This window comes from Rhodoferax sp. LB1P47, assembly GCF_056521445.1.
Genome location: NZ_JBWMAU010000015.1, coordinates 80,400 through 100,645 on the forward strand (window position 1 = coordinate 80,400; position 20,246 = coordinate 100,645).

Sequence of the window (20,246 nt, forward strand, 5' to 3'; positions counted from 1 at the left end):
AGCGCACACTAAATATGCGCTAGTAGCTATTAAAAATATAGCAATCTAGCGCATCCTATCCCCGGCCAGCGCGGCGTGCAGTAGGCGCAGGCTGTGGGGTTCGCTGAGGAAACGCATCTGCTCGGCCGGGCTGGTGACTGCGCCGTGCATGCGGCTGAGTTGCAGCACACGCTGGCGGCGCTGTTCGCCGCGCAGGCCCAGACCGGTGTGGCGCGGGCCCAGGGCCTGGCGGGCCAGGGCGGCCAGGCGGGGCAGGTCGGCCAGCCAAGGGGTGGCGTTGGCGCGGGGAGTCTGGGCGGCAAGGGCATAGCGCCAAGCCTGTTTCAGCACCGTGGGCGAACGGCTTTCTTCCGGCACCAGCAGCCAACCGGCATTTTGCAGGCGCTGGCCCAGGCCTACCCGGCTGCTCAGCACGGTAAACGGCACGGCCAGCAGCAGCGGCAGGCCCATAGGCAGCAGCCACAGCAACGAGTCGGGGGCGAACCAGGCCACCGCGCCCAACAGGCTGGCCACGGCGATACCCAGCGGGCCGAAGCGCTGGGCGGCATCGCCCCAGGGCAGGTCGCTGGCTTCGCGCGGGGGCGAGGTCCATTCCAGCCGCCAGCCTGTCAGGGCCCCCAGCACAAACAGGCTGTGCGCGGCCATGCGCAGGGGGGCTTGCAGCATGGACATCAGTGCCTCCAGCACCGTGCTGCCCAGCAGTTTCAGGCTGCCACCAAAGGCTGCTTGCTCACCGCGCAGCAGCACCGCCGCCAGGCCCAGCACGCGGGGCAGGGCCAGCATCAGCGCAGTGGAGGCCCACAGCGTGGCCACGCTGCGGCTGGACCACAGCGGGATCTGGCTGTCGTGCAGCCACAGCGCGGCGCCCAGCACCACGTACAGCAGCCACAGCGGGGCCGACACGTAGGACATGGCTCCGGTGGCCAGCATGGCGCGGTGGACAGGGCGCAGGCCGGGTTCGGTCAGCAGGCGGGCGTTTTGCAGATTGCCCTGGCACCAGCGGCGGTCGCGTTGCAGCTCGGCCAGCAGGTGGGGCGGTTGCTGCTCGTAGCTGCCTTCCAGGTCGTTGACCAGCCAGACTTCATAGCCCGCACGGCGCATCAGCGCGGCTTCGACAAAGTCGTGCGACAGGATTTCGCCCGCCAGCGCGCCCTTGCCCGGCAAGGTGGCCAGGGCGCAGTGCTGCATGAAGGGCGCGATGCGGAGGATGGCGTTGTGGCCCCAGTAGTGGGCCTCGCCCAGCTGCCAGAACTGCATGCCCGCCGTGAACAGCCGCCCGGTGACGCGGCTGCCAAACTGCTGGGCGCGGGCGTGCAAGGTGGCGTGGCCGCAGGCGCGGGGGGCGGTTTGCAAGATACCGGCGCGGGGGTGGGCTTCCATCAGCCGGGCCAGGGTGACCAGGGTGTCGCCGCCCATCACGCTGTCGGCATCCATCACCACCATGTAGCGGTAGTTGCGGCCCCAGCGGCGGCAAAAATCGGCCACGTTACCGGCCTTGCGGCGGGTGCGGTGCTGGCGCCAGCGGTAGTACACGCGCAGCGTGCTGCCCGTACCCGCGAGCTGCTCGCGCAGGGCCTGCCAGGCGGTGAGCTCGGCGGCGCGCAAGGCGGGGTCGCTGCTGTCCGACAGCACAAACACATCAAACAAGCGCTCGGCGCCCGCGCTGCTGAGCGACTCGCAGGTGGCGCGCAGCCCGGCAAACACCGTGGCCACGTCTTCATTGCAGATCGGCATGATGACGGCCGTGCGGGCATCCGGCGGCAGCACGGTGTGCGCCGCACTGTGGGCCGACAGCGCATGCGGGTCGCCACGCAGGGTGACCCAAAAGCCCATCACCGCCGTGACGGTACCGGCCGACACCCAGGCGAACAGCAGCGCAAACAAACCCAGTTGCGCGGCCAGCAGCACATCGCTGCCCGCCCCCGGCTGGGCCCGCCACAGCAGGGCGGTGGCAAACACGGTGGCGCTGGCGATCCAGAACAGCAGCCAATGGCGGCGCTGCTGGGCTGCCGCCTCCCAGGCGGGCGGTGGCTGCTGGGCGGCGCTGGTGCGCCAGGGCGCATCGGCCGGGGCCTGCTGGCCGCGCAGGCGACCGACCAGGCCGAGCCAAGCTTGCGCCCGCATGGAGCCGCGCTGGATGGGGGGCATGCCGGAGGGGGTGTGGGTGTGGTTCATGGTGCTGCCTGGATGTAGGTCCATGTTTCGCTGACCGTGTTGGGCCCAGCGGTGGTCGGGGCGGTCAGAAAGGCGCGCAATTCCACCGGTTGCGCCGGGTTCAGCGTTTGCACGCGCAGGGCCATGCGCCAGGCTCCGGTGGACTCGATGCGGTAGACGTTTTGTTCGGTGATGCGGCCGTTGCTGTTGGCGCTGGCCACGGCTTTCAATTCACCCGTGCTGGGCAGGGCCGGGCCGGTGAAATCGACGATGTACTGCTGCTCGTTTTTCGCCAGCGTGGCAAAGCTGTGGCCGACGCGGGTTTGCGCCACCCAGGCTTGCGGCGGGCGTTGCTGGGCATCGCCTTGCCAGTCCACGCGCCAGGCAATGTCCAGCGGCTGGCCGGGGGCGGGCAGGGCGGCGGGCACCCAGTAGGCGACGATGTTGTCGTGGGTCTCATCCGGCGTGGGCAGTTGCACCAGCTCGACCCGGCCCGCGCCCCAGTCGCCCAGCGGCGTGACCCAGGCCGAGGGGCGGCGCTCGTAGCTCGCCTCGGTGTCTTCATAGCTGGCGAAGCTGCGGTCGCGCTGCATCAGGCCAAAGCCTTTGGGTGCGCGGGTGGTGAAGGACGTGACCAGCGGGCGGCGCGGGTTTTGCAGTGGCCGCCACAGCCATTCGCCCTCGCCGCTGGCCAGCATCAGGCCGTCGGAGTCGTGCACTTCGGGGCGAAAGTCGCTGCGGCTGGGCTGGTTTTCGCCAAAGCTGAACATGCTGGTCAGCGGGGCTAGCCCCAAGGTGCGGATAGGGTTGTTGGGGGCATCGCGCAGGTACAGGCGGGCTTTGACGGTCATGCGCGTCGTGCTGCCGGGTTCGATCTCGAAGCGGTAGACACCGGAGACGCGGGGCGAGTCCAGCAGGACCAGCACGGTCATCGCCGTGGCTCCAGTCTTCGGGCGCTCAATCCAGAAGTCGGTGAAGCGGGGGAATTCCTCCGCCCCGCCGCCCGCCGTGTCTACCGCCAAACCGCGTGCCGACAAGCCGTAGTGCAGCCCGGCGCTGAGGGCGCGGAAGTAGCTGGCGCCCTGGAACACCACCAGCTCGTCTTTGTAGGCCGGGTTGTTCAGCGGGTAGTGCACGCGGAAACCTGCGTGGCCGATGTCGCCCCAGGTGGCGGGCTGTAGCGTGTTGGCCCCGTAGCTGAAATCTTGCGGGTTGAAGGTGAAGGGGCGCTCACCTTCCGGCGTGGTTTCATGCAGGCGCACCGGCTCGGTTTGGTACTTGCCCAGGTGGAAAAACATCAGCTCGAACGGCAGTTGCTCGGCCCGCCAAGCCGCCTGCTCGGGCTTGAAGCGGATGTCGCGCATCTGGTCGTAGGTGAGCTTGCGCAGCACCTCCGGCGTGCGGCTGGGCACGGGGCGGTAGGGCTGGGCTGCCAGCGTGCGGGCGCGTTCGCCCAAGGTATCGAAGTCGGTAGCCAACACCAGCAGCGGGGCGGCCAGCGTAAGCACGGTGAGGGTACGGATGAAGCGTTGCATGCCCGTACTCAGTGCAAACCCTAGGCCATCACGGAAAACCCATACAGATCAAACGCTTAGCGGTTTTAGGGCCTGTGCGGCGGGCGCTGGCGGCCGCCAAAGCGTCGCTGATCCGCGACGGCCCCCGCTCGCGGGGCGCGGGTGGAGTCGCTAACTGCTTGATGTGTAAAGAAAAATCAACTGTCGCTGGCTGGCGACTCGGGGCCGCTGGGGCCGCTGTCGCCCCGGAACAGCCCCGGCGTGAGCCCGTGCTTTTGCAGCAGCCGGTAGAACTCGGTGCGGTTGCGCTCGGCCAGCCGGGCCGCATCGGCCACCTGGCCATCGGTGAGTTTGAGCAGGCCCACCAGGTAGTCGCGCTCGAAGCGGTTGCGGGCCTCGGTAAAGCCCAGCACCTCTACCGTGGGCACGCGCAGCGCCCGCTGCACCAGGGCCAGTGGCACCAGCGGCGTGGTGCATAGCGCGCAGACCTGCTCCACCACGTTGTGCAGCTGCCGCACATTGCCCGGCCAGGCGGCGGTAGACAGCTGGCCCAGGGCATCGGGCGCAAAGCCTTTCAGTGGCTTGTGGTACTTGCTGGCCAGGCGCTGCAAAAAGTGCTGGGCCAGCAGGGCGATGTCTTCGCGCCGCTCGGCCAGCGGCGGCAGGGTCAGGGTGACCACGTTGAGGCGGTAGTACAGGTCTTCGCGGAAGTCGCCACTGGCCAGCGCGGCCTCTAAATCGCGGTGGGTGGCCGAGACGATGCGCACATCCACATCCACCGACTGCTGCGCCCCCACCGGCCGCACCTGGCGCTCTTGCAGCACGCGCAGCAGCTTGACCTGCAAGGCGGGCGGCATGTCGCCAATTTCGTCCAGAAACAGGCTGCCGCCGTGGGCGCTCTGGAACAGGCCCCGGTGGTGCGCCACCGCGCCGGTGAACGCGCCCTTGACGTGGCCAAACAGCTCGGACTCCAGCAGCGCCTCGGGGATGGCGCTGCAATTTACCGCCACAAACGGGCCGTGGGCGCGCGGGCTGGCGCGGTGGATGGCGCGGGCCAGCAGCTCTTTGCCGCTGCCGCTTTCGCCCCGGATCAGCACCGACGCATCGCTGGGCGCGACCAGTCGGGCCTCGGCCAGCACCTCGTCCATCACGGCAGAGCGGCTGACGATGTCCTCCCGCCATGCCTCGCCCGCCGAGCCCGGCAGCGGCCGCGCCGTGGCCGACACCGCCAGCGCCCGGCCCACCGCCGCCAGCAGCGCCTGCCCGTCAAACGGCTTGGTCAGGTAGCTGAAGACCCCGCGCACGGTGGCATCCACCGCGTCGGGGATGCTGCCGTGGGCGGTCAGCAGAATCACCGGCAGGCCGGGCAGTCGGGCCTGCACCGCGTCGAACAGGGCCAGGCCATCCATGCCGGGCAGGCGCACATCGCTCAGCACCAGTTGCGGCCGCAGCACTTCCAGCCGGGTCAGTGCGGTTTCGGCACTGGCCACGGCGGTGACCTGGTGGCCCGCCGCGCCCAGGCGCAGCGACAGCAGGCGCAGCATGTCGGCATCGTCGTCCACCACCAGAATCGTGGCGCGGCTCATGGTGTTTTGCTGCGCGGGGTCAGGCTGCGTTCAATCGCCACCAGGGCTTCGAGCTTTTCATTGAGCAAGTCGATGCGGCGCTGGCTGTCGCGCAGCTGTTGGGCTTGGCGGGCCACCAGTTCTTCCAGCCGCTTGGGGTCGGGGCAACGCGGCGGGGTGGGGTCTTCGGCGGGCGGCAGCAGTGGGGGCGGTGGTGTGGGTAGCGGCTCCGGTGGGGGAGGCGGCGGTGGTGCCGCGATCGGCTGCGGTTCGGGCGGTCGGCTGGTCGGCGGTGGCGGCGTGGTGCAACCGACCAGCACGGCCAGGCACAGAAGGAGCACAGAGTAGTTAGGCATGGGCGGTGTTCAGGGGGAAAACTAGGCGAAAGCAGGCGCCATTGGCATGGGCCAGCAGCCGCACCTGCCCACCGTGGGCGGCGACTTGCTCGCGCACGATGGCCAGGCCGATGCCGCTGCCACGGGGTGGGTTGGCCGGGCTGTCGGATGGGGGGGGCGGCGGCTGGTGGCTGCCCCGGTAAAACGGGTCGAAGATGTGTTCGCGGTCGGCGGCGGCAATGCCGGGGCCGTCGTCGTCGATTTGCAGGGCGATGTGCTGGTCTTCGCCACGGCCTAGCAGACCCACCCACCAGCGGATGCGCCCACCCGCCGGGCTGAACCGGATGGCGTTGGACAGCAGATTGCCCAGCGCCATGCCCAGCCGCTCCGGGTCTACCGGGTGGCATAGCGTGGCATCGCCCTCGACCACCACCGCCAGGCCGCGTGCCTGCCAGCTCAGGCGCTGGGCCTGCACCACGTCTTGCACCAGCCCGTGCAGCAGGGTAGGGCGGCGCTGTAACTGGCGGGCATCGAAGGCGGCGGCGTTGTAGCGCAGCAGGTCTTCAATCTGCTGCTGCAATACGCCGGTGTTGTGCTGCAAGATGCCGACGATCTCGGCCTGCTCCGCGCCCAGTGCACCGCCCACGCCCTCGCTTAGCAGGGCCACGCCTTCGCGCAGTGCGGCCAGCGGGGTTTTGAGCTCGTGCGAGGTGTGGCGCAGAAAGCGTGCCTTGTCTTCGTCCAGCTCGGTCAGGCGCAGGCGCAACCCGTCGAGCTGGCGGCCCAAGCTGGCCAGGTCAGACGGGCCGCGAATCACCACCGGCGCGTTCAACCGCCCTTCGCCCAGCGCCACGATGGCCCGGCCCAGGCGGCGCAGCGGCTGGGTCAGCCACAGCCCAAAAGCCAGCGCCGCCACGGCCGCCGCCACGATGGCCACCAGCACCTGCTGCACCTGGCGGTTGCGCTGCGTCTCCAATGCGTTTTGCACCTCTTGGTTGTGCTCGGCAATGCTTTGCTGCACCTGCAAGGCCAGCCCGCGCGAAATGCTGTCTAGCGTGCGGAACTCGGCCGCCACCGCCTCGCCCCGGGTGGCCACGGCCAGCCGCCCGTCGGCCAGTTGGCTGCGCACCCGCACCACCGAGGCCAGCCACTGCTGGGCCAGCGCGGCCGTGGGCGGGTACTGGCCCAACGGCAGCAGCAGCGCCTGCGCCTGGTTGGCAGCATCGTCAAAGCGCTGGCGCAAAGCGTCGTCACCCAGCACCAGATACTGGCGTGCCGCCCGCTCCATGTCGGTACTGCGCTCGGCCAGGCCCCGGGTGGACAGGTTCAGCTGCACGCTTTGCTGCCCGGCCTCGCGGCTTTGGGCCAGCACGCCTTGCAGCGCCTGCAAGCCGCTGAGCGACACCGCGCCCAGCAGCAGCGCCATCAGTACGAAGGCGAGCAGCAGCAGTTGGCGAAAGGAGAATCGTAAGGGCATAAGCAAGGGTTTTCCGCAGTATAAAAGGGCTTGTTGCAGTGCAGCAATGGAAGGGGTAAGCAGGTGTTTCTGCGCGTGAAAATTTAAGCTTTTTAGGGTTCTAGTGCATATTCCATATGCGCAAGTAGCTACTAAATGAATAGCATACTAGACTGTTCGCCATGCTGACCCTCACCCAAGCCCGCAACCTGCACCTGGCCGCCCAGGGCCTGCTCACCCCGCCGCGCCGCCAAGCCACGCCGCACGACCTGCGCCAGTGCATCCAGCGCATGCAGCTCTTGCAGATCGACACCATCCACGTGGTGGCGCGTAGCCCGTATCTGGTGTTGTTCTCGCGGCTGGGGACGTATCCGCAGGCTTGGCTGGACGCGGCCCTGGCCAGCGGCCAACTGTTTGAAACCTGGGCCCACGAGGCCTGCTTTGCCCCGGTGGAAGACCTGCTGCTGCACCGCAGCTACAACCAGCACACCCGCCGCCATTGGGGTCTGCTGCACGGCCTGGCCACCCAGGCCCGCCAGCGTACCGATCTGGACGCGCTGCTGGCCCACATCGGCACAAACGGCCCGGTCAAGTCCTCCGAATTCGCCCGCAAAGACGGCAAAACCGGCAACGGCTGGTGGGACCGCAAGGACGAAAAACGCTGGTTAGAGGCCCTGTTTGCCAGCGGCGAGCTGATGGTGGCCCGGCGCGACAGCTTCCAGCGCGTCTACGACCTGGCGCACCGCGTGCATCCGCATCTAACCGATGCGCCACTGCCCGCTGCCGCCGAGGTCCACACCGGTTTTGTAGAAAAAGCCATCCTCGCCCTGGGCATCTCCCAGGCCCGCTGGGTCAACGACTACTTCCGCCAAAAGCCGCGCCTCAAGGATGCCGACCTGGATGCGCTGGTGCTATCGGGCGTGGTGCAGCGGGTAGCAGTGCAAGGCTGGGCTGCCCCCGGCTATGTACACCACCAGCACGCAGAGTTGTTGCAAAAAGCCGCAGACGGCCAGCTGCGCGCCACCCACACCACGCTGCTGTCGCCCTTCGATCCGCTGGTCTGGGACCGCGAACGCGCCTCCACCCTGTGGGGTTTTGACTACCGCATCGAGTGCTACACGCCTGAGGCCAAACGCACCTACGGCTACTTCGTGCTGCCCATCCTGCACCGGGGCGCGCTGGTCGGGCGGCTGGACGCCAAGGCGCACCGGGCGCAGGGGGTGTTTGAGGTGAAGGGGCTGTTTGTGGAGCCGGGCGCGCAGCTGAATGCTGCGGCCGTGCGGGCCATCGCTAAAGCCATTCAGCAGTGCGCGGATTGGCATGGCACACCGGAAGTGCGGGTGGGGCGTACGGTGCCAGAGGGGGTGGGCGAGCAGTTGCGCGTGGCGTTAACCGATTGCTAACGATGGAGCTCAGGGGGTTAACTCAGCGGCTGCACCACTGCATTTCACACGGAATGCCATCGTGGTTTCCATCCATCTTGACACCCGGGCAGTTGGCCAAGAAGTATTTAGCCTCCACGCATGAAGTCATCTGGGAGCACATGGTTCGACCGTCGCATTTGGAAGGTGGAGCGGGTTGTGGCGAGGCACCCGGTTGCGTGGACTCTTTGGGCGCGGCCAATTTTTTCCGCCGCTCGGCATTTAGTTCGTCCACCGTGGGTGGCTTTCGTACCGCATGCGACGGGCATGGACTCTGCTGGTATTGGATAGCCCCGTTGGTTTCGCACTTGTAAACCGGTGCTGCCGCCTGCACAGCAGAATAGAGCAGCGCTGCAAGCGCCATGCATGCAGGTAGGCGTAGGGTGGGGGCTATTGGTTTCCCCTATGAAAGTCTGCTTAAGCTGCGCCTGGACGGCCCGTCGCAGGCCGCTGTGCCGCGTCTCTAATGCGCGCCAGCAGCCGCTGGCGGATCAGCCCACTCACAGGCCGGATCAACCACCAGTAGGGCGTAAATCGCCGCAAAGAGGCTTGGTTGTTGCAAAACACGCGGGTTACGGCGCTAGGAATTGCACTGTACGCCCAGAAACCTCGCCCACCCCCGCCCAAGCGCAATGCGATGGCGGGGCGGCCCGGACTAGGCCAGTTTGAACACGGCCACGGCATCCACCAGCAGTTGCGCCTGGCCTTTGAGGCTGTCGGCTGCTGCGGCGCTTTCTTCGACCAGGGCGGCATTTTGCTGTGTCGCCTGGTCCATTTGGGTAACGGCTTCGCCCACCTGGCTGATACCTGCCGATTGCTCTGAACTGGCGGCACTGATTTCACCCATGATGTCGGTCACGCGGCGGATGGAGGTGACCACTTCTTGCATGGTGACACCGGCCTGGTCGACCAGGGCGGTGCCTTGGTCGACCCGCTCGACGCTGGCGGAGATCAGGTTTTTGATTTCCTTGGCGGCTTCGGCGCTGCGCTGCGCCAGGCTGCGCACTTCGCTGGCCACCACCGCAAAGCCCCGGCCTTGCTCACCGGCCCGGGCCGCTTCTACAGCTGCGTTTAGCGCCAGAATATTGGTCTGGAAGGCAATGCCGTCGATCACGCCGATGATGTTGGCGATTCTTTTGCTGCTGTCGTTGATGTCCTTCATGGTCTGCACCACCTGGCCCACCACGTCACCGCCGCGAATCGCCACGGTAGATGCACTTTGTGCCAGCTGGTTGGCTTGGCGGGCGTTGTCGGCGTTTTGCTGGACGGTGCTGGAGAGTTCTTCCATCGAGGCAGCGGTTTCTTCCAGCGCGCTGGCCTGTTGCTCGGTGCGTGCCGACAGGTCGTTGTTGCCCTGCGAAATCTGGGCGCTGGCCGTGGCCACGCCTTCGGCGTTCTGGCGCACGTTGCCAACCACCGAGACCAGGCTGTCCTGCATGGCCTTCAGGGCTTGTAGCAGTTGGGCGGTTTCGTTGTGGCCCGCAGCATCAAATTGCAGGCTCAGATCGCCCGCTGCCACGGCCCGTGATACCGCTACGGCCTGCTTCAGTGGCCGGGTGATGGAGCGCACCAGTAGCCAGCCCAAAACACTCAGTAGCGCAACAGCGGCAATGCCCAGGCCGATCAGCCGGGTAATGGCTGCGTTGTAGTCTTCTTGGGCTTGGGCTTGTGCGGCTTGTCCATTTTGAATCAGGATATTGACCAGTTCATCGGCGGCTGTGAGGGCGGCGGTTTGCAGCGGGGCCACGACGTTCAGCAGCACATCGGTGGCTTCGCTGTTGCTGTTGGCGGTGCCGAGTTCAACTACCTTGTCGCCCGGTGCGCGCAGTGCAGCCACTGCGTCTTCCAGCTTGGTGAGTGCGGCTTTTCCCTGAGCGCTGTCGATGGTGTCCTTCAGCTGCTTGTCGAGCTTTTCGTAATTCGCCCGCACCTCGGTCAAGCGGTCGCTGTTTTTCTGGATGGCGGCGACATCCTCCAAAAGCACGATATTGCGTGTCAAGATGGCCCGTTCGCGCAAATTGTCTTTGATGTTCTTGCCAGCAATGATCTTGGGCGTACGGTCGTTGGTCGATTCGTCCAGAGCGACCTTGATGCTGCCCATGCTCGATGCGCCGACCCAGACCATGGCGGCTATCAGGCCCGCAGACAGGGCAATGCCAGTACCCAGACGGGCACCAATTTTCATGTCGTTGAGTTGCATATTATGTTTTTCATTGAAGATGGCCGAGAGCGTGGCAGGTGCATTGATCTTATTGTAATTTGTATCAATTTGTAAATCTCTCGCCAGTACGGTAAAACCCTTGTGGCTAGGCGGTTGCTGCCCCGCTGGCGCCCCCGCATGCGCGCTCCGCAGCTGTGCATCCCAAGCAGGCTGCTGCGCGGCGTCAAAAAGACTCTGAATATGTTCTAAGGTCTATGCGACCCAGGCGTGGAGATGCTGGCTGAACAGGGCTTGGCAGCCGACGCTACGTTCTTGCAAAAACACGGTGAAGGCCTGAACGTCTTGCGCAGAGGCTTGCACCAAAATCTGCCGCAGGGCGGCCTCGGTCCAGACAAAAACCGCGCTTTCCTCTGCGGCGTGGCATCTATGTGTTTTTTCTTCCAGCGCGAGCATGCTGGACCAGCCAAACCACGCGCCTTCTTCCAGGCGTATCTTGGCCTGTGGAGGGGCTTGTTCCATGAAGGTTTTTTTGCGCTCGCTATTTTGGATGGCATCGGCAAAGATTTCATGCGCCAGACTGAGGTCGTCGGTGCATGCGGCGATGCGCAGACACAGGCTGTGCGCCAAAGGGCCCATAGCGAGTGCGCCACGGTGTACAAACAGGTCGAAGTTCTCCGGGGACATGCGGACCGACTCGGATGCCGACACCGGGCCGGATGCCATGTGTGCGCGCAATACAGCCAGGTCCCGCATACGGTGGCTGGGGTCGGGCAAGCGGTCTTCGATAAGCGCCGCTTGGACTACGCAGCCCGCCAATCCGCGTTTGCAAAGCTCGCCGGGGCCATAAAGCTCCATGCGGCCACCGGCCAAGAGGGCGTCTTGGAGAGCCGCTGGAAGTTCTGCCATGTGCCGCCGTACATGCTGCTGCAAGGCTAAGCCGCTTTCGGGGCGTAAGCCCCATGGGGTGGCCTGTGTACCGCCCGGCGCGGTGTTGTTACCGATGGCCGATGCGCCTTTTGGCTCGCTGTTTCGCAAGGTGGAGTGGCCCGTGGAGTTTTCTGTGGTCCATTCGAGCAGGGGGCGTTGCGGGAACACGAGTCCTTCCCGAGAAAGGGCAAACCACAGGCGTTCCATGAACAGAGACCCAATGCGGGCGCGGTCAAAAAAGTTGCGGGTAAAGAACCGCGCTGCAAACCGCAGGGTTCCCGTGGCCGGGTCGGTGCCCAGAATGATCACGCTGGGCACGGGTGTTTGCACAATGCCGAAGAGGTCGCTGCGCAATACTTCCATGGCAATTTTGTGCACCTGGCTAGGCGAGTAATTGCTGTCCATATGGAAAATGATCTGGTGCCGTGAAGCTTGGCTGGCGCGAATGATCTCGACCGACCGGCTCGTGAACTCTGCATTGGGCATGATCAAGAAAGTGCCTCGGTCGGTTTCCAGTGAAACCGACCGCCAGCTGAGCGACACGACACGGCCTTCCAGCTCATCCCGGCGCACGTAATCACCCACCCGCAAAGGCCGCTCCAGTTCAATCGACAAGCCAGAGAACAGGTGGCCCAAGGTGGGTTGCAGTGCCAATCCCATGATGACGGTCAGTAGTGCCGAAGTGGCCAGCACATTGGTCACGTCTTGGCCCAGCCCGTAGCGCAAAAACAGCATGCCTGTGACGAGGTAGAGCGTGGCATTCATGACAGATCGGATCAAATCCGAGCTAACCTGACCGCGCCCAGACTGTGAGTTGAACAACACATAACTCAGCAGGCGCTGTAGCAGCTGTGCAGAAACCAGCGCGGTCAAGCCTGTGGCGACAAGTCGTACCGTGGTGATACTGAATGCATCGGGCATCGACCCGGACCCTGGACCTGCGGTAAACACCACCAGCCATAAGATGGAGGCGAGCGCCATCACAATCAATGTCCACATGGCTTACTTGCCCGCAGTGTCGTCTGGCTTGCTGAAGGCCGCTATGCGTTTCAACGCCGAGTCAATACTGGCTTTGAGCCGGAAGATGGCTTCATGGAGTTCGGAGAACTGCCCTCCCTCTGCCAATCCGAACGGCTCGGTGTTCTGTCCATCGACGCTGATCGCGTTGGCCGTTTGTGTCAAACGCTCAAGGGGGTGGGTCACATGGCGGCGAAGCAGCAGCAGGAAGACGGCCGCAGAAAGCACAAATACACAGGCGAGTGAGCCCACGGTTGCCAATACGCTGCGCAGCGCCTTGTCTTTGGCGGGCTGGCTTGGAACTTCCACCACCTGGAGTGCCGCCACATCGCCCAGCTTCCAGCCGAACCCATTCACGGGTCCGTACTTGGCCACCATCGCGGCGGGCGCCGCTGCCGGTGTGCTATGGCATTGCAGGCAAGCCGGGTTGTTGAGCCGAATGGGGCGTGCAACGTAAAAACGTTTGTCGCGGCCTTCGCCGATTTCTCCGCTCAATTCGGTCAGCGTGTCTTTCGACTGAAACTCGCGGACCAGGCTCACCTCCCAATCGTTGGCGCGATCTTTGACATTGGTGGGGTTGAGTGACGGCTCGCGGTATTGGTAATCGGGGTATTTTTTGGCCAGCCGGTGGATGGCATTTTGGGCAGAAAAAGACGGCACCTGCTGCACATTGAATCCGGCGTCGCCTTGCAGCCGCAGCAGCGTGGGGGCGATTTCGTCCGTGGTGTAAGCCCGGATGGCCAAGCCTGTTTCCAGCAGCATGTCGGCTTTTTGCTGAACTTCTTCTTTGGCCTGCCGAGACTCCAGCTGGAAAGAAATGTATGCAGAGATGGCCAAGCCAAGGCAGAGGCAAAACGCCAATGAAAGGGATAAACGCGTTTCGATCCGCATGCAGGCAGCTTTCTTATTTTGCTAACTCCCCTCAAGCTATTTCCATATACCTAAGGCCCAAGGCATGGATGCTAGGGACTATGGGTGTCAATTTTGTGACTTGTCATATGGGAATCTGTCTTGGTGAGGCGGCCGCCACAGCGCACCCGGATAATCCCCCCCTATGTTGAAAATCGAGTTCCCTGAATCCCTGCCCGTCTCCGCCAAGCGCGACGAGATCATGGCGGCCATTGCGGCCCACCAAGTGGTTATCGTCTGCGGTGAAACCGGCTCCGGCAAAACCACCCAACTGCCCAAAATCGCCCTAGCGATGGGGCGCGGCAAGCTGAACCACCCCGGCGCACGTGGGCATTTGATCGGCCACACCCAGCCACGCCGGATAGCGGCCAGTTCGGTGGCCAAGCGGATTGCGGAGGAGCTCAAAACCCCGCTGGGCGACGTGGTGGGTTTCAAGGTGCGCTTCCAGGACCGGCTGGGGCGCGATGCTTCCGTCAAGCTGATGACCGACGGCATTTTGCTGGCCGAAACCCAGACCGACCCGCTGCTGCAGGCCTACGACACGCTGATCATCGACGAGGCGCACGAGCGCAGCCTGAATATCGACTTTCTGCTGGGCTACCTGCGCCAGATTTTGCCGCGCCGGCCGGATTTGAAGGTGATCGTCACCTCCGCCACGATTGACGCAGACCGGTTCTCCAAGCACTTTGAATCGCGCAACGGCCCTGCGCCGGTGATCATGGTGTCGGGGCGGATGTTCCCGGTGGAGCAGCGCTACCGCCCGTTTGAAGAAAGCCGCGAATACGGGGTGAACGAGGCGATTGCCGACGGCGTGGACGAGCTGTGGCGCGACCCGCACAACGCGGGCGACATCCTGATCTTTTTGCCTGGCGAGCGCGAAATCCGCGAGGCCGCCGACCACCTGCGCAAGCATGTAAGCCACCAGCCGCTGTACCGCAGCGCTGAGGTGCTGCCGTTGTTTGCCCGCCTGAGCCCGGCCGAGCAGGACCGCATTTTTGACACCCACGGCGACCGCCGCATCGTGCTGGCCACCAACGTGGCCGAAACTTCGCTGACCGTTCCAGGCACCCGGTACGTGATCGACGCAGGTACAGCGCGCATCAAACGCTATTCATTCCGTAGCAAGGTGGAACAGCTGCTGGTGGAGCCGGTCAGCCAAAGTTCTGCCAACCAGCGCGCCGGGCGCTGCGGGCGGGTGGCCAACGGCATTTGCATCCGGCTGTATGACGAGCAAGACTTCAACGGCCGCCCGCGCTTTACCGACCCCGAAATTTTGCGCAGCTCGCTCGCTGGCGTGATCTTGCGCATGAAGTCGCTGCACCTGGGCGTGGTGGACGACTTTCCGTTTCTGGAGCGCCCCTCCAGCCGCGCCATTGCCGACGGCTACCAACTGCTGGCCGAGCTGGGCGCGGTGGACGATGCCAACGAGCTGACGGCGATGGGCATGGAGCTCGCCAAGCTGCCGCTCGACCCCCGCGTGGGCCGCATGATTCTGGAAGCCCGCGACCGGCAGGCGCTGGACGAGGTGCTGGTGATTGCATCGGCCCTGAGCGTGCAAGACGTGCGCGATCGCCCGATGGACATGCAGGCCCAGGCCGACCAGGCGCACGCCAAGTTCGACGACGACCGCAGTGAATTCAGCGGGTATTTGAATTTGTGGAAGTGGATTAACGACGCACGGGGCGAAAGAATAGGGGTCAGAACCCCATTAAACAATGGGGTTCTGACCCCTATTAATCCCCCTTCACACAAGCTGAGCAACCGCCAGTACGAGCAGTTGCTACGGCAAAACTTCGTCAACATCCGCCGCGTGCGCGAGTGGCGCGACATCTACAGCCAGCTGCACACCGTGGTGGCCGAGCACAAATGGCGCTTGAACGCGGCCCCGGCCAGCTACGAGCAAATCCACCTCTCCATGCTGTCCGGCCTGCTGGGCAATATCGGCTGGAAGACCGAGGGCGACGAGGTGGCACAGACCGAGTACCTGGGCGCGCGCGGCATCAAGTTCCATCGCCACCCCGGCGCGCACCTGCGCAAGAAACCGGGCCGCTGGATCGTGGTGGCCGAGCTGGTGGAAACCACGCGCCTGTTTGGCCGCGGCATTGCCGCCATCGAGCCGCAGTGGGTGGAGCAGGTGGCCGGCCATTTGCTCAAGAAGCAACTGCTCGACCCGCACTGGGAAAAGAAGGCTGGCGAGGTCACCGCGCTGGAGCGGGCCACGCTGTACGGCATCGTCATCTACAGCGGCCGCCGCACCAACTTTGGCCGCTTTGACCCGGTGGGCGCACGCGAGGTGTTTATCCGCGAAGCCCTGGTGGGCGGGCAGTGGGACTGCAAATATCCGTTCCTGGAGGCCAACCTCAAGCTCATCAAGCTGGTGGAAGACCTGGAGCACAAGGCCCGCCGCCAGGACGTGCTGGTGGACGATGAGCTGATCTACGCCTTCTACGACCAGCAGTTGCCTGCCGAGGTGTACGGCGGTGCCAGCTTCGAGCGCTGGTACAAAGACGCGCAGCAGGCCAACCCCAAACTCTTGCTGCTGACCCGCGAGGAGCTGATGCGCCACGAGGCCGCAGGCATCACCACCCAGTCGTTCCCCAAAACCATCCGCCTGGGCGGCGTGGACTGTGCCGCCACCTACCTGCACGAGCTGGGCGATGCCAAAGACGGCCTGACCGTCACCGTGCCGCTGTTTGTGCTGAACCAGGTAAACGACGAGCGCTGCGAATGGCTGGTGCCCGGCATGCTGAAAGACAAGGTGCAGGCGCTCATCAAAACCCTGCACCAGCGCCCGCGCTCGCGCCTGGTGCCGCTGCCCGAAACCGCCCGTACGATGGCCGAGACGCTGAACACGCCCGAGATATTCGGCCACGGCACACTGGTCGATGCGGTGCTGAAGCTGGTCCGCGCCGCCACCTCGTTGGACATCGCCCGCGCCGATATCAAGGCCGACATGCTGAGTCCGCACATGTTCATGCACTTCCGCGTGGTGGACGAGCATGGCCGCCAGTTGGGCACGGGCCGGAATCTGGGCGCGCTGAAGGCCGAGCTGGGCGCGCAGGCACGCGGGGCCTTCCAGGCGCTGGCGGGTTTGAAGATGGCCAGCAACGCCGCTGCACAACCAGTTCTTACGGAAAATAAGCCTCTAGCGCAGGTAGCACCTGCGCAAGCAGCTATTAAAAATGTAGTAAACCCGGTGGGCCAGCGCTATACCGCCTGGACGTTTGGTGAGCTGCCCGAGCTGCTGGAAATCCAGAAGGGCGGCCAGACGCTGATCGGCTACCCGGGCCTGATCGACGCGGGGGATGCCGTCACCATCGAGGTCTTCGACGAGCCAGAAGTAGCGGCCGCCAAGCACCGTGCGGGCCTGCGCCGCCTGTTTTCGCTGCAAATCAAGGACGCGCTGAAGTACCTGGAAAAGAACATCCCCGACCTGCAAAAAATGGCCGTGACCTTTATGCAGGTGGGTAAAAACGCCGACGGCTCGGGCGGCGGCACGGTAGAGGAGCTGCGGGCGCAAATCATCGACGTGGCGCTGGACCGGGCCTTTCTGCTCGACCCGCTGCCCACCGATGAATTCGCCTTCAAGCGCCGCATCGACGAAGGCCGGGGCCGCCTGACCCTGATCGCCGTTGAAGTCGCCCGCCTGGCGCTGACGGTGCTGACCGAGTACGGCACCGCTGCCCGCAAGATCAAGGACACCAAGAACGCCCCCGAGGCCACGGCCGATGCGGCCCAGCAACTCGCCCGGTTGATGCCCAAGCGCTTCCTCGCCACCACCCCGTGGCCCGCGTTGCAGCACACCGCCCGCTACCTCAAGGCCATCACCGCCCGGCTGGACAAATACCGCGCCGACCCGGCCCGCGATGCCGCCCGTATGCTGGAACTGCGCCCGCAAGAGCAGCGCTACTGGCGGCTGGTGGCCGAACGCAAGGGCGTGGCGGATGCAAGGATGCAAGAGTTCCGCTGGCTGCTGGAAGAGTTGCGCGTCAGCTTCTTCGCGCAGGAGCTGAAGACGCCGCAGCCCATCAGCGTCAAAAGGCTGGACAAAGCCTGGGGGCAACTGGGCTAGTTGCTACTGTTTTGAGAGCGACTTGCGCTGGAATCGTAAGCGTTAGCGGCTTATTTCTTATAAATAGCACCAGTCCGGCGTGAAAAGTAGGTATATTTTTACCCGGATTTAATGATGGGCCACTTTATACCCGGGTAGAATTCGTCTATTCTTTTTAACCCGGATAAAATTATGGCTTGGTTGGACACCTTCTGTACCGCCTTTGAAGGCGAGCGCTGTATCGCCACAGGCACGCTGCGCGATGTGGCACCGCGTGCCAAAGCGGTGGCCGACCTGGCCGCAGACAGCCCGGCACCGCAGCCCTTGCTGGTCTTTGCGGATGCCAGCAGCGACACCATTGAGCTGGACTGGCGCGGCACGCTGGAGGTGTTTACGGCCCGGCTGGAACGGCAGGCGCAAGCGCTGGATGCCCTGGCCCCGCCCGATGCCGTGGACGCACCTTCACCCGACACCGACGCACCCCGTGGCCCCGGCCGACCCAAGCTGGGCGTGGTGGCGCGCGAGGTCACTCTGCTGCCGCGCCACTGGGAATGGCTGGCCACCCAGCCCGGCGGCGCATCGGTGGCATTGCGCAAATTGGTCGAGCTGGCGCAGCGCCAGTCGCAAGCCCAGGACCAGTTGCGACGCACTACCGAGGTGGCGTACAAATTTATGTCCACCATGGCGGGCCACTTGCCGGGCTTTGAAGAGGCCAGCCGGGCGCTGTTTGCCCATGACCTAGCCGGGCTCGTTGCACGGATCGCCGACTGGCCGGTCGACGTGCAAGCCCATTTGCACAAGATCCTGGCCGAGGCGTGGCAGGCATGAGCCGCACGCTTTCTGCAACCTCCGCCCCTGGGCCCAAGCCGCTATGGAAGGTGTACCTGGCGTTTCTGGTGCCGATGATTGCCAGTAACTTGCCGAAATCGCCGTGCTGTTTCTGGTAAACCGCTTTGGTTCGCAGGCCACGGCGGCCTATGGCGCGGTGAACCAGATCGTCTCGTACGTGCAGTTCCCGGCCATCTCGATCGCCATCACCGCGTCGATCCTGGGTGCCCAGGCGATTGGTGCGGGGCGCGGCCATACGCTGGGGCAGATTGCCCGCACCGGCATCTGGCTGAACCTGCTGCTGACCGGCGCGCTGGTGCTGCTGGGCTATGTGTTTTCGCGCAGCATTCTGGGGTTGTTCATCACCGATGGGCAGGTGGTGGATAGGGCGCAGACCCTGCTGCACACCATGCTGTGGAGCAGTGTGGTGATGGGCATGTCGATGGTGCTGTCGGGCCTGATGCGGGCCAGCGGCACGGTGCTGGTGCCCACGCTGCTGACCATGCTGGCGATAGCCGGGGTGGAGATTCCGGTGGCCTGGGTGTTGAGCGGCATCTACGGTCTGCACGGCATTTGGGCCGCCTATCCGGTAGCGTTTGTGGCCATGCTGGCCATGCAAACCGCGTACTACCGGTTGGTGTGGCGCAACAAGCCGATCCGGGCGCTGTGATGGGGGAGCCCCTGAAAAAAACTGCAATAGTCCCCAAGACACTCGCCATGCGGTGCGCGAAGTAATGCAAAGCAATGCTTTGTATGCAGCCTGGCGAGGCGCATGGCGCTATAGTTTTCCCAGTTTCATTTTTCTCAACCATAGGATTACGCTCATGCTGAACGGAAAAACTGCACTCGTCACCGGCTCCACCAGCGGTATTGGCTTGGGTATTGCGCTAGAGCTGGCCAAGCAGGGTGCCAACATCATCCTGAACGGTTTTGGCGACCACACCGGCCCCCAGGCCGAGGTAGCGGCGCTAGGTGTCAAAGTGGGCTACAGCGGTGCGGACATGAGCAAGCCCGCCGAGATCGCCGCCATGGTGGCCTACGCCGATGCCGAATTCGGCGGCGTGGACATTCTGGTCAACAACGCGGGCATCCAGCATGTGGCCCCGATTGAAGATTTCCCGATCGAGAAGTGGGATTCCATCATCGCGATCAACCTGAGTGCCGCCTTCCACGCCACGCGGCTGGTGATTCCCGGTATGCGGGCCAAAAACTGGGGCCGGGTGATCAGCGTGGCCTCGGCCCACGGCCTGGTGGCCTCTGCCAACAAGTCGGCCTATGTGGCCGCTAAGCACGGCATTGTGGGCCTGACCAAGGCCGTGGCGCTGGAGACGGCCACCACCGGCATCACCGTCAACGCCATCTGCCCCGGCTGGGTGCTGACTCCGCTGGTGCAAAAGCAGATCGACGACCGCTCTGCCAAAGAGGGCATTACCGTGGCCCAGGCCACCAAAGACCTGCTGGGCGAGAAGGAGCCGTCGCTGCAATTCACCACGCCCGCGCAACTCGGCGGCATGGCCGTGTTCATGTGCTCGCCCGCTGCCGACAATGTGCGCGGCGTGGCCTGGGCTAACGACGGGGGCTGGACGGCGCAGTGACTGGCTCACCCCCAGGCTACAGCGCAAGCGCTTTTCGCCAACCCCCTTGCAGGGGGCAATAGCAGCAGTCTGGCGGAGCCAGTCCTGCGCTGTTCAAGAGGGGGCATCGCTTCGCTTGCCTTGGGGCGGGTGGGGTGGGTTTCTTGTGTTTTAGGGCGCTGGCGCATATGTTAATTGCGCAGGCAGCTATTAAATAGAGCCACTTGCACAATTCTGCGGATGACCAAGCGGCCAATGTGCCAGCGACAAAAATCAAGACGAAGCGAAGGGATTTAGCGGGTTGCGTGGTTGAGGTGCATCGAAAGCCATGTAT

Annotated in this window: 13 protein-coding genes and 1 pseudogene; 5 read left to right on the top strand and 9 right to left on the bottom strand. The window is 64.5% G+C overall.

The annotated features are described in order from the left end of the window. Window positions 1-45: 45 nt before the first annotated feature. From mdoH to AC0969_RS16035, 5 genes are all read right to left on the bottom strand, one after another. Window positions 46-2,175 carry a glucans biosynthesis glucosyltransferase MdoH gene (mdoH, locus tag AC0969_RS16015; RefSeq protein WP_479625145.1) on the bottom strand — a complete coding sequence of 710 codons (2,130 nt, stop codon included), beginning with the start codon at window positions 2,173-2,175 and terminating at the stop codon, window positions 46-48. Continuing rightward, on the bottom strand, window positions 2,172-3,689 hold the full coding sequence (locus AC0969_RS16020) for a glucan biosynthesis protein G (protein WP_479625146.1): 1,518 nt from the start codon (window positions 3,687-3,689) through the stop codon (window positions 2,172-2,174). The genes mdoH and AC0969_RS16020 overlap by 4 nt, the downstream gene beginning before the upstream one ends. A 176-nt stretch (window positions 3,690-3,865) precedes the next feature. Continuing rightward, window positions 3,866-5,254, bottom strand: a complete 1,389-nt coding sequence (locus AC0969_RS16025) for a sigma 54-interacting transcriptional regulator (protein WP_479625147.1) — start codon at window positions 5,252-5,254, stop codon at window positions 3,866-3,868. Beyond that, the gene (locus AC0969_RS16030; protein ID WP_479625148.1) at window positions 5,251-5,589 is read right to left on the bottom strand and encodes a hypothetical protein; all 339 of its coding nucleotides are present in this window, start codon (window positions 5,587-5,589) and stop codon (window positions 5,251-5,253) included. Before AC0969_RS16030 ends, AC0969_RS16025 begins: the two co-directional genes overlap by 4 nt. After that, window positions 5,582-7,045 carry a HAMP domain-containing sensor histidine kinase gene (locus AC0969_RS16035; RefSeq protein WP_479625149.1) on the bottom strand — a complete coding sequence of 488 codons (1,464 nt, stop codon included), beginning with the start codon at window positions 7,043-7,045 and terminating at the stop codon, window positions 5,582-5,584. The genes AC0969_RS16030 and AC0969_RS16035 overlap by 8 nt, the downstream gene beginning before the upstream one ends. A 161-nt stretch (window positions 7,046-7,206) precedes the next feature. Here AC0969_RS16035 and AC0969_RS16040 point away from each other — a divergent pair, with 161 nt between their 5' ends. After that, complete coding sequence (locus AC0969_RS16040) at window positions 7,207-8,427, top strand: winged helix-turn-helix domain-containing protein (RefSeq protein WP_479625150.1); 1,221 nt, start codon at window positions 7,207-7,209, stop codon at window positions 8,425-8,427. A gap of 22 nt (window positions 8,428-8,449) precedes the next feature. Here AC0969_RS16040 and AC0969_RS16045 read toward each other — a convergent pair whose 3' ends face one another. The 4 genes from AC0969_RS16045 to AC0969_RS16060 all read right to left on the bottom strand — a co-directional run bounded on the left by AC0969_RS16045 (window position 8,450) and on the right by AC0969_RS16060 (window position 13,441). Then, the gene (locus tag AC0969_RS16045) at window positions 8,450-8,809 is read right to left on the bottom strand and encodes an excalibur calcium-binding domain-containing protein (protein ID WP_479625151.1); all 360 of its coding nucleotides are present in this window, start codon (window positions 8,807-8,809) and stop codon (window positions 8,450-8,452) included. Between the two features lie 291 nt (window positions 8,810-9,100). Further along, entirely contained in the window at window positions 9,101-10,645 is a 1,545-nt protein-coding gene (locus AC0969_RS16050; RefSeq protein WP_479625152.1) for a methyl-accepting chemotaxis protein, read from the bottom strand. Window positions 10,646-10,858: 213 nt separating this feature from the next. Next, on the bottom strand, window positions 10,859-12,532 hold the full coding sequence (locus AC0969_RS16055; RefSeq protein ID WP_479625153.1) for a mechanosensitive ion channel family protein: 1,674 nt from the start codon (window positions 12,530-12,532) through the stop codon (window positions 10,859-10,861). Between the two features lie 3 nt (window positions 12,533-12,535). Continuing rightward, window positions 12,536-13,441: a Tll0287-like domain-containing protein gene (locus AC0969_RS16060; protein WP_479625154.1), complete on the bottom strand. Its 906-nt coding sequence runs from the start codon at window positions 13,439-13,441 to the stop codon at window positions 12,536-12,538. A 163-nt stretch (window positions 13,442-13,604) separates the two neighbouring features. Between AC0969_RS16060 and hrpA the strand changes: the two genes are divergently transcribed. The 4 genes and pseudogenes from hrpA to AC0969_RS16080 all read left to right on the top strand — a co-directional run bounded on the left by hrpA (window position 13,605) and on the right by AC0969_RS16080 (window position 19,933). Continuing rightward, entirely contained in the window at window positions 13,605-17,531 is a 3,927-nt protein-coding gene (gene hrpA, locus AC0969_RS16065; protein ID WP_479625155.1) for an ATP-dependent RNA helicase HrpA, read from the top strand. Window positions 17,532-17,702: 171 nt separating this feature from the next. Then, entirely contained in the window at window positions 17,703-18,338 is a 636-nt protein-coding gene (locus AC0969_RS16070) for a DUF2239 family protein (RefSeq protein WP_479625156.1), read from the top strand. Window positions 18,339-18,426: 88 nt separating this feature from the next. Further along, a pseudogene (locus AC0969_RS16075) lies at window positions 18,427-19,008 on the top strand (MATE family efflux transporter); the annotation flags it as partial. Between the two features lie 154 nt (window positions 19,009-19,162). Then, window positions 19,163-19,933, top strand: coding sequence for a 3-hydroxybutyrate dehydrogenase (locus AC0969_RS16080; RefSeq protein ID WP_479625157.1), 771 nt, complete (start codon window positions 19,163-19,165; stop codon window positions 19,931-19,933). Window positions 19,934-20,246 lie beyond the last annotated feature (313 nt).

Coding starts and splice junctions, on each gene's coding strand:
- mdoH (WP_479625145.1), bottom strand. CDS start 2,175: ATGAACCACACCCACACCCCCTCCGGCATGCCCCCCATCCAGCGCGGC.
- AC0969_RS16020 (WP_479625146.1), bottom strand. CDS start 3,689: ATGCAACGCTTCATCCGTACCCTCACCGTGCTTACGCTGGCCGCCCCG.
- AC0969_RS16025 (WP_479625147.1), bottom strand. CDS start 5,254: ATGAGCCGCGCCACGATTCTGGTGGTGGACGACGATGCCGACATGCTG.
- AC0969_RS16030 (WP_479625148.1), bottom strand. CDS start 5,589: ATGCCTAACTACTCTGTGCTCCTTCTGTGCCTGGCCGTGCTGGTCGGT.
- AC0969_RS16035 (WP_479625149.1), bottom strand. CDS start 7,045: ATGCCCTTACGATTCTCCTTTCGCCAACTGCTGCTGCTCGCCTTCGTA.
- AC0969_RS16040 (WP_479625150.1), top strand. CDS start 7,207: ATGCTGACCCTCACCCAAGCCCGCAACCTGCACCTGGCCGCCCAGGGC.
- AC0969_RS16045 (WP_479625151.1), bottom strand. CDS start 8,809: ATGGCGCTTGCAGCGCTGCTCTATTCTGCTGTGCAGGCGGCAGCACCG.
- AC0969_RS16050 (WP_479625152.1), bottom strand. CDS start 10,645: ATGCAACTCAACGACATGAAAATTGGTGCCCGTCTGGGTACTGGCATT.
- AC0969_RS16055 (WP_479625153.1), bottom strand. CDS start 12,532: ATGTGGACATTGATTGTGATGGCGCTCGCCTCCATCTTATGGCTGGTG.
- AC0969_RS16060 (WP_479625154.1), bottom strand. CDS start 13,441: ATGCGGATCGAAACGCGTTTATCCCTTTCATTGGCGTTTTGCCTCTGC.
- hrpA (WP_479625155.1), top strand. CDS start 13,605: ATGTTGAAAATCGAGTTCCCTGAATCCCTGCCCGTCTCCGCCAAGCGC.
- AC0969_RS16070 (WP_479625156.1), top strand. CDS start 17,703: ATGGCTTGGTTGGACACCTTCTGTACCGCCTTTGAAGGCGAGCGCTGT.
- AC0969_RS16080 (WP_479625157.1), top strand. CDS start 19,163: ATGCTGAACGGAAAAACTGCACTCGTCACCGGCTCCACCAGCGGTATT.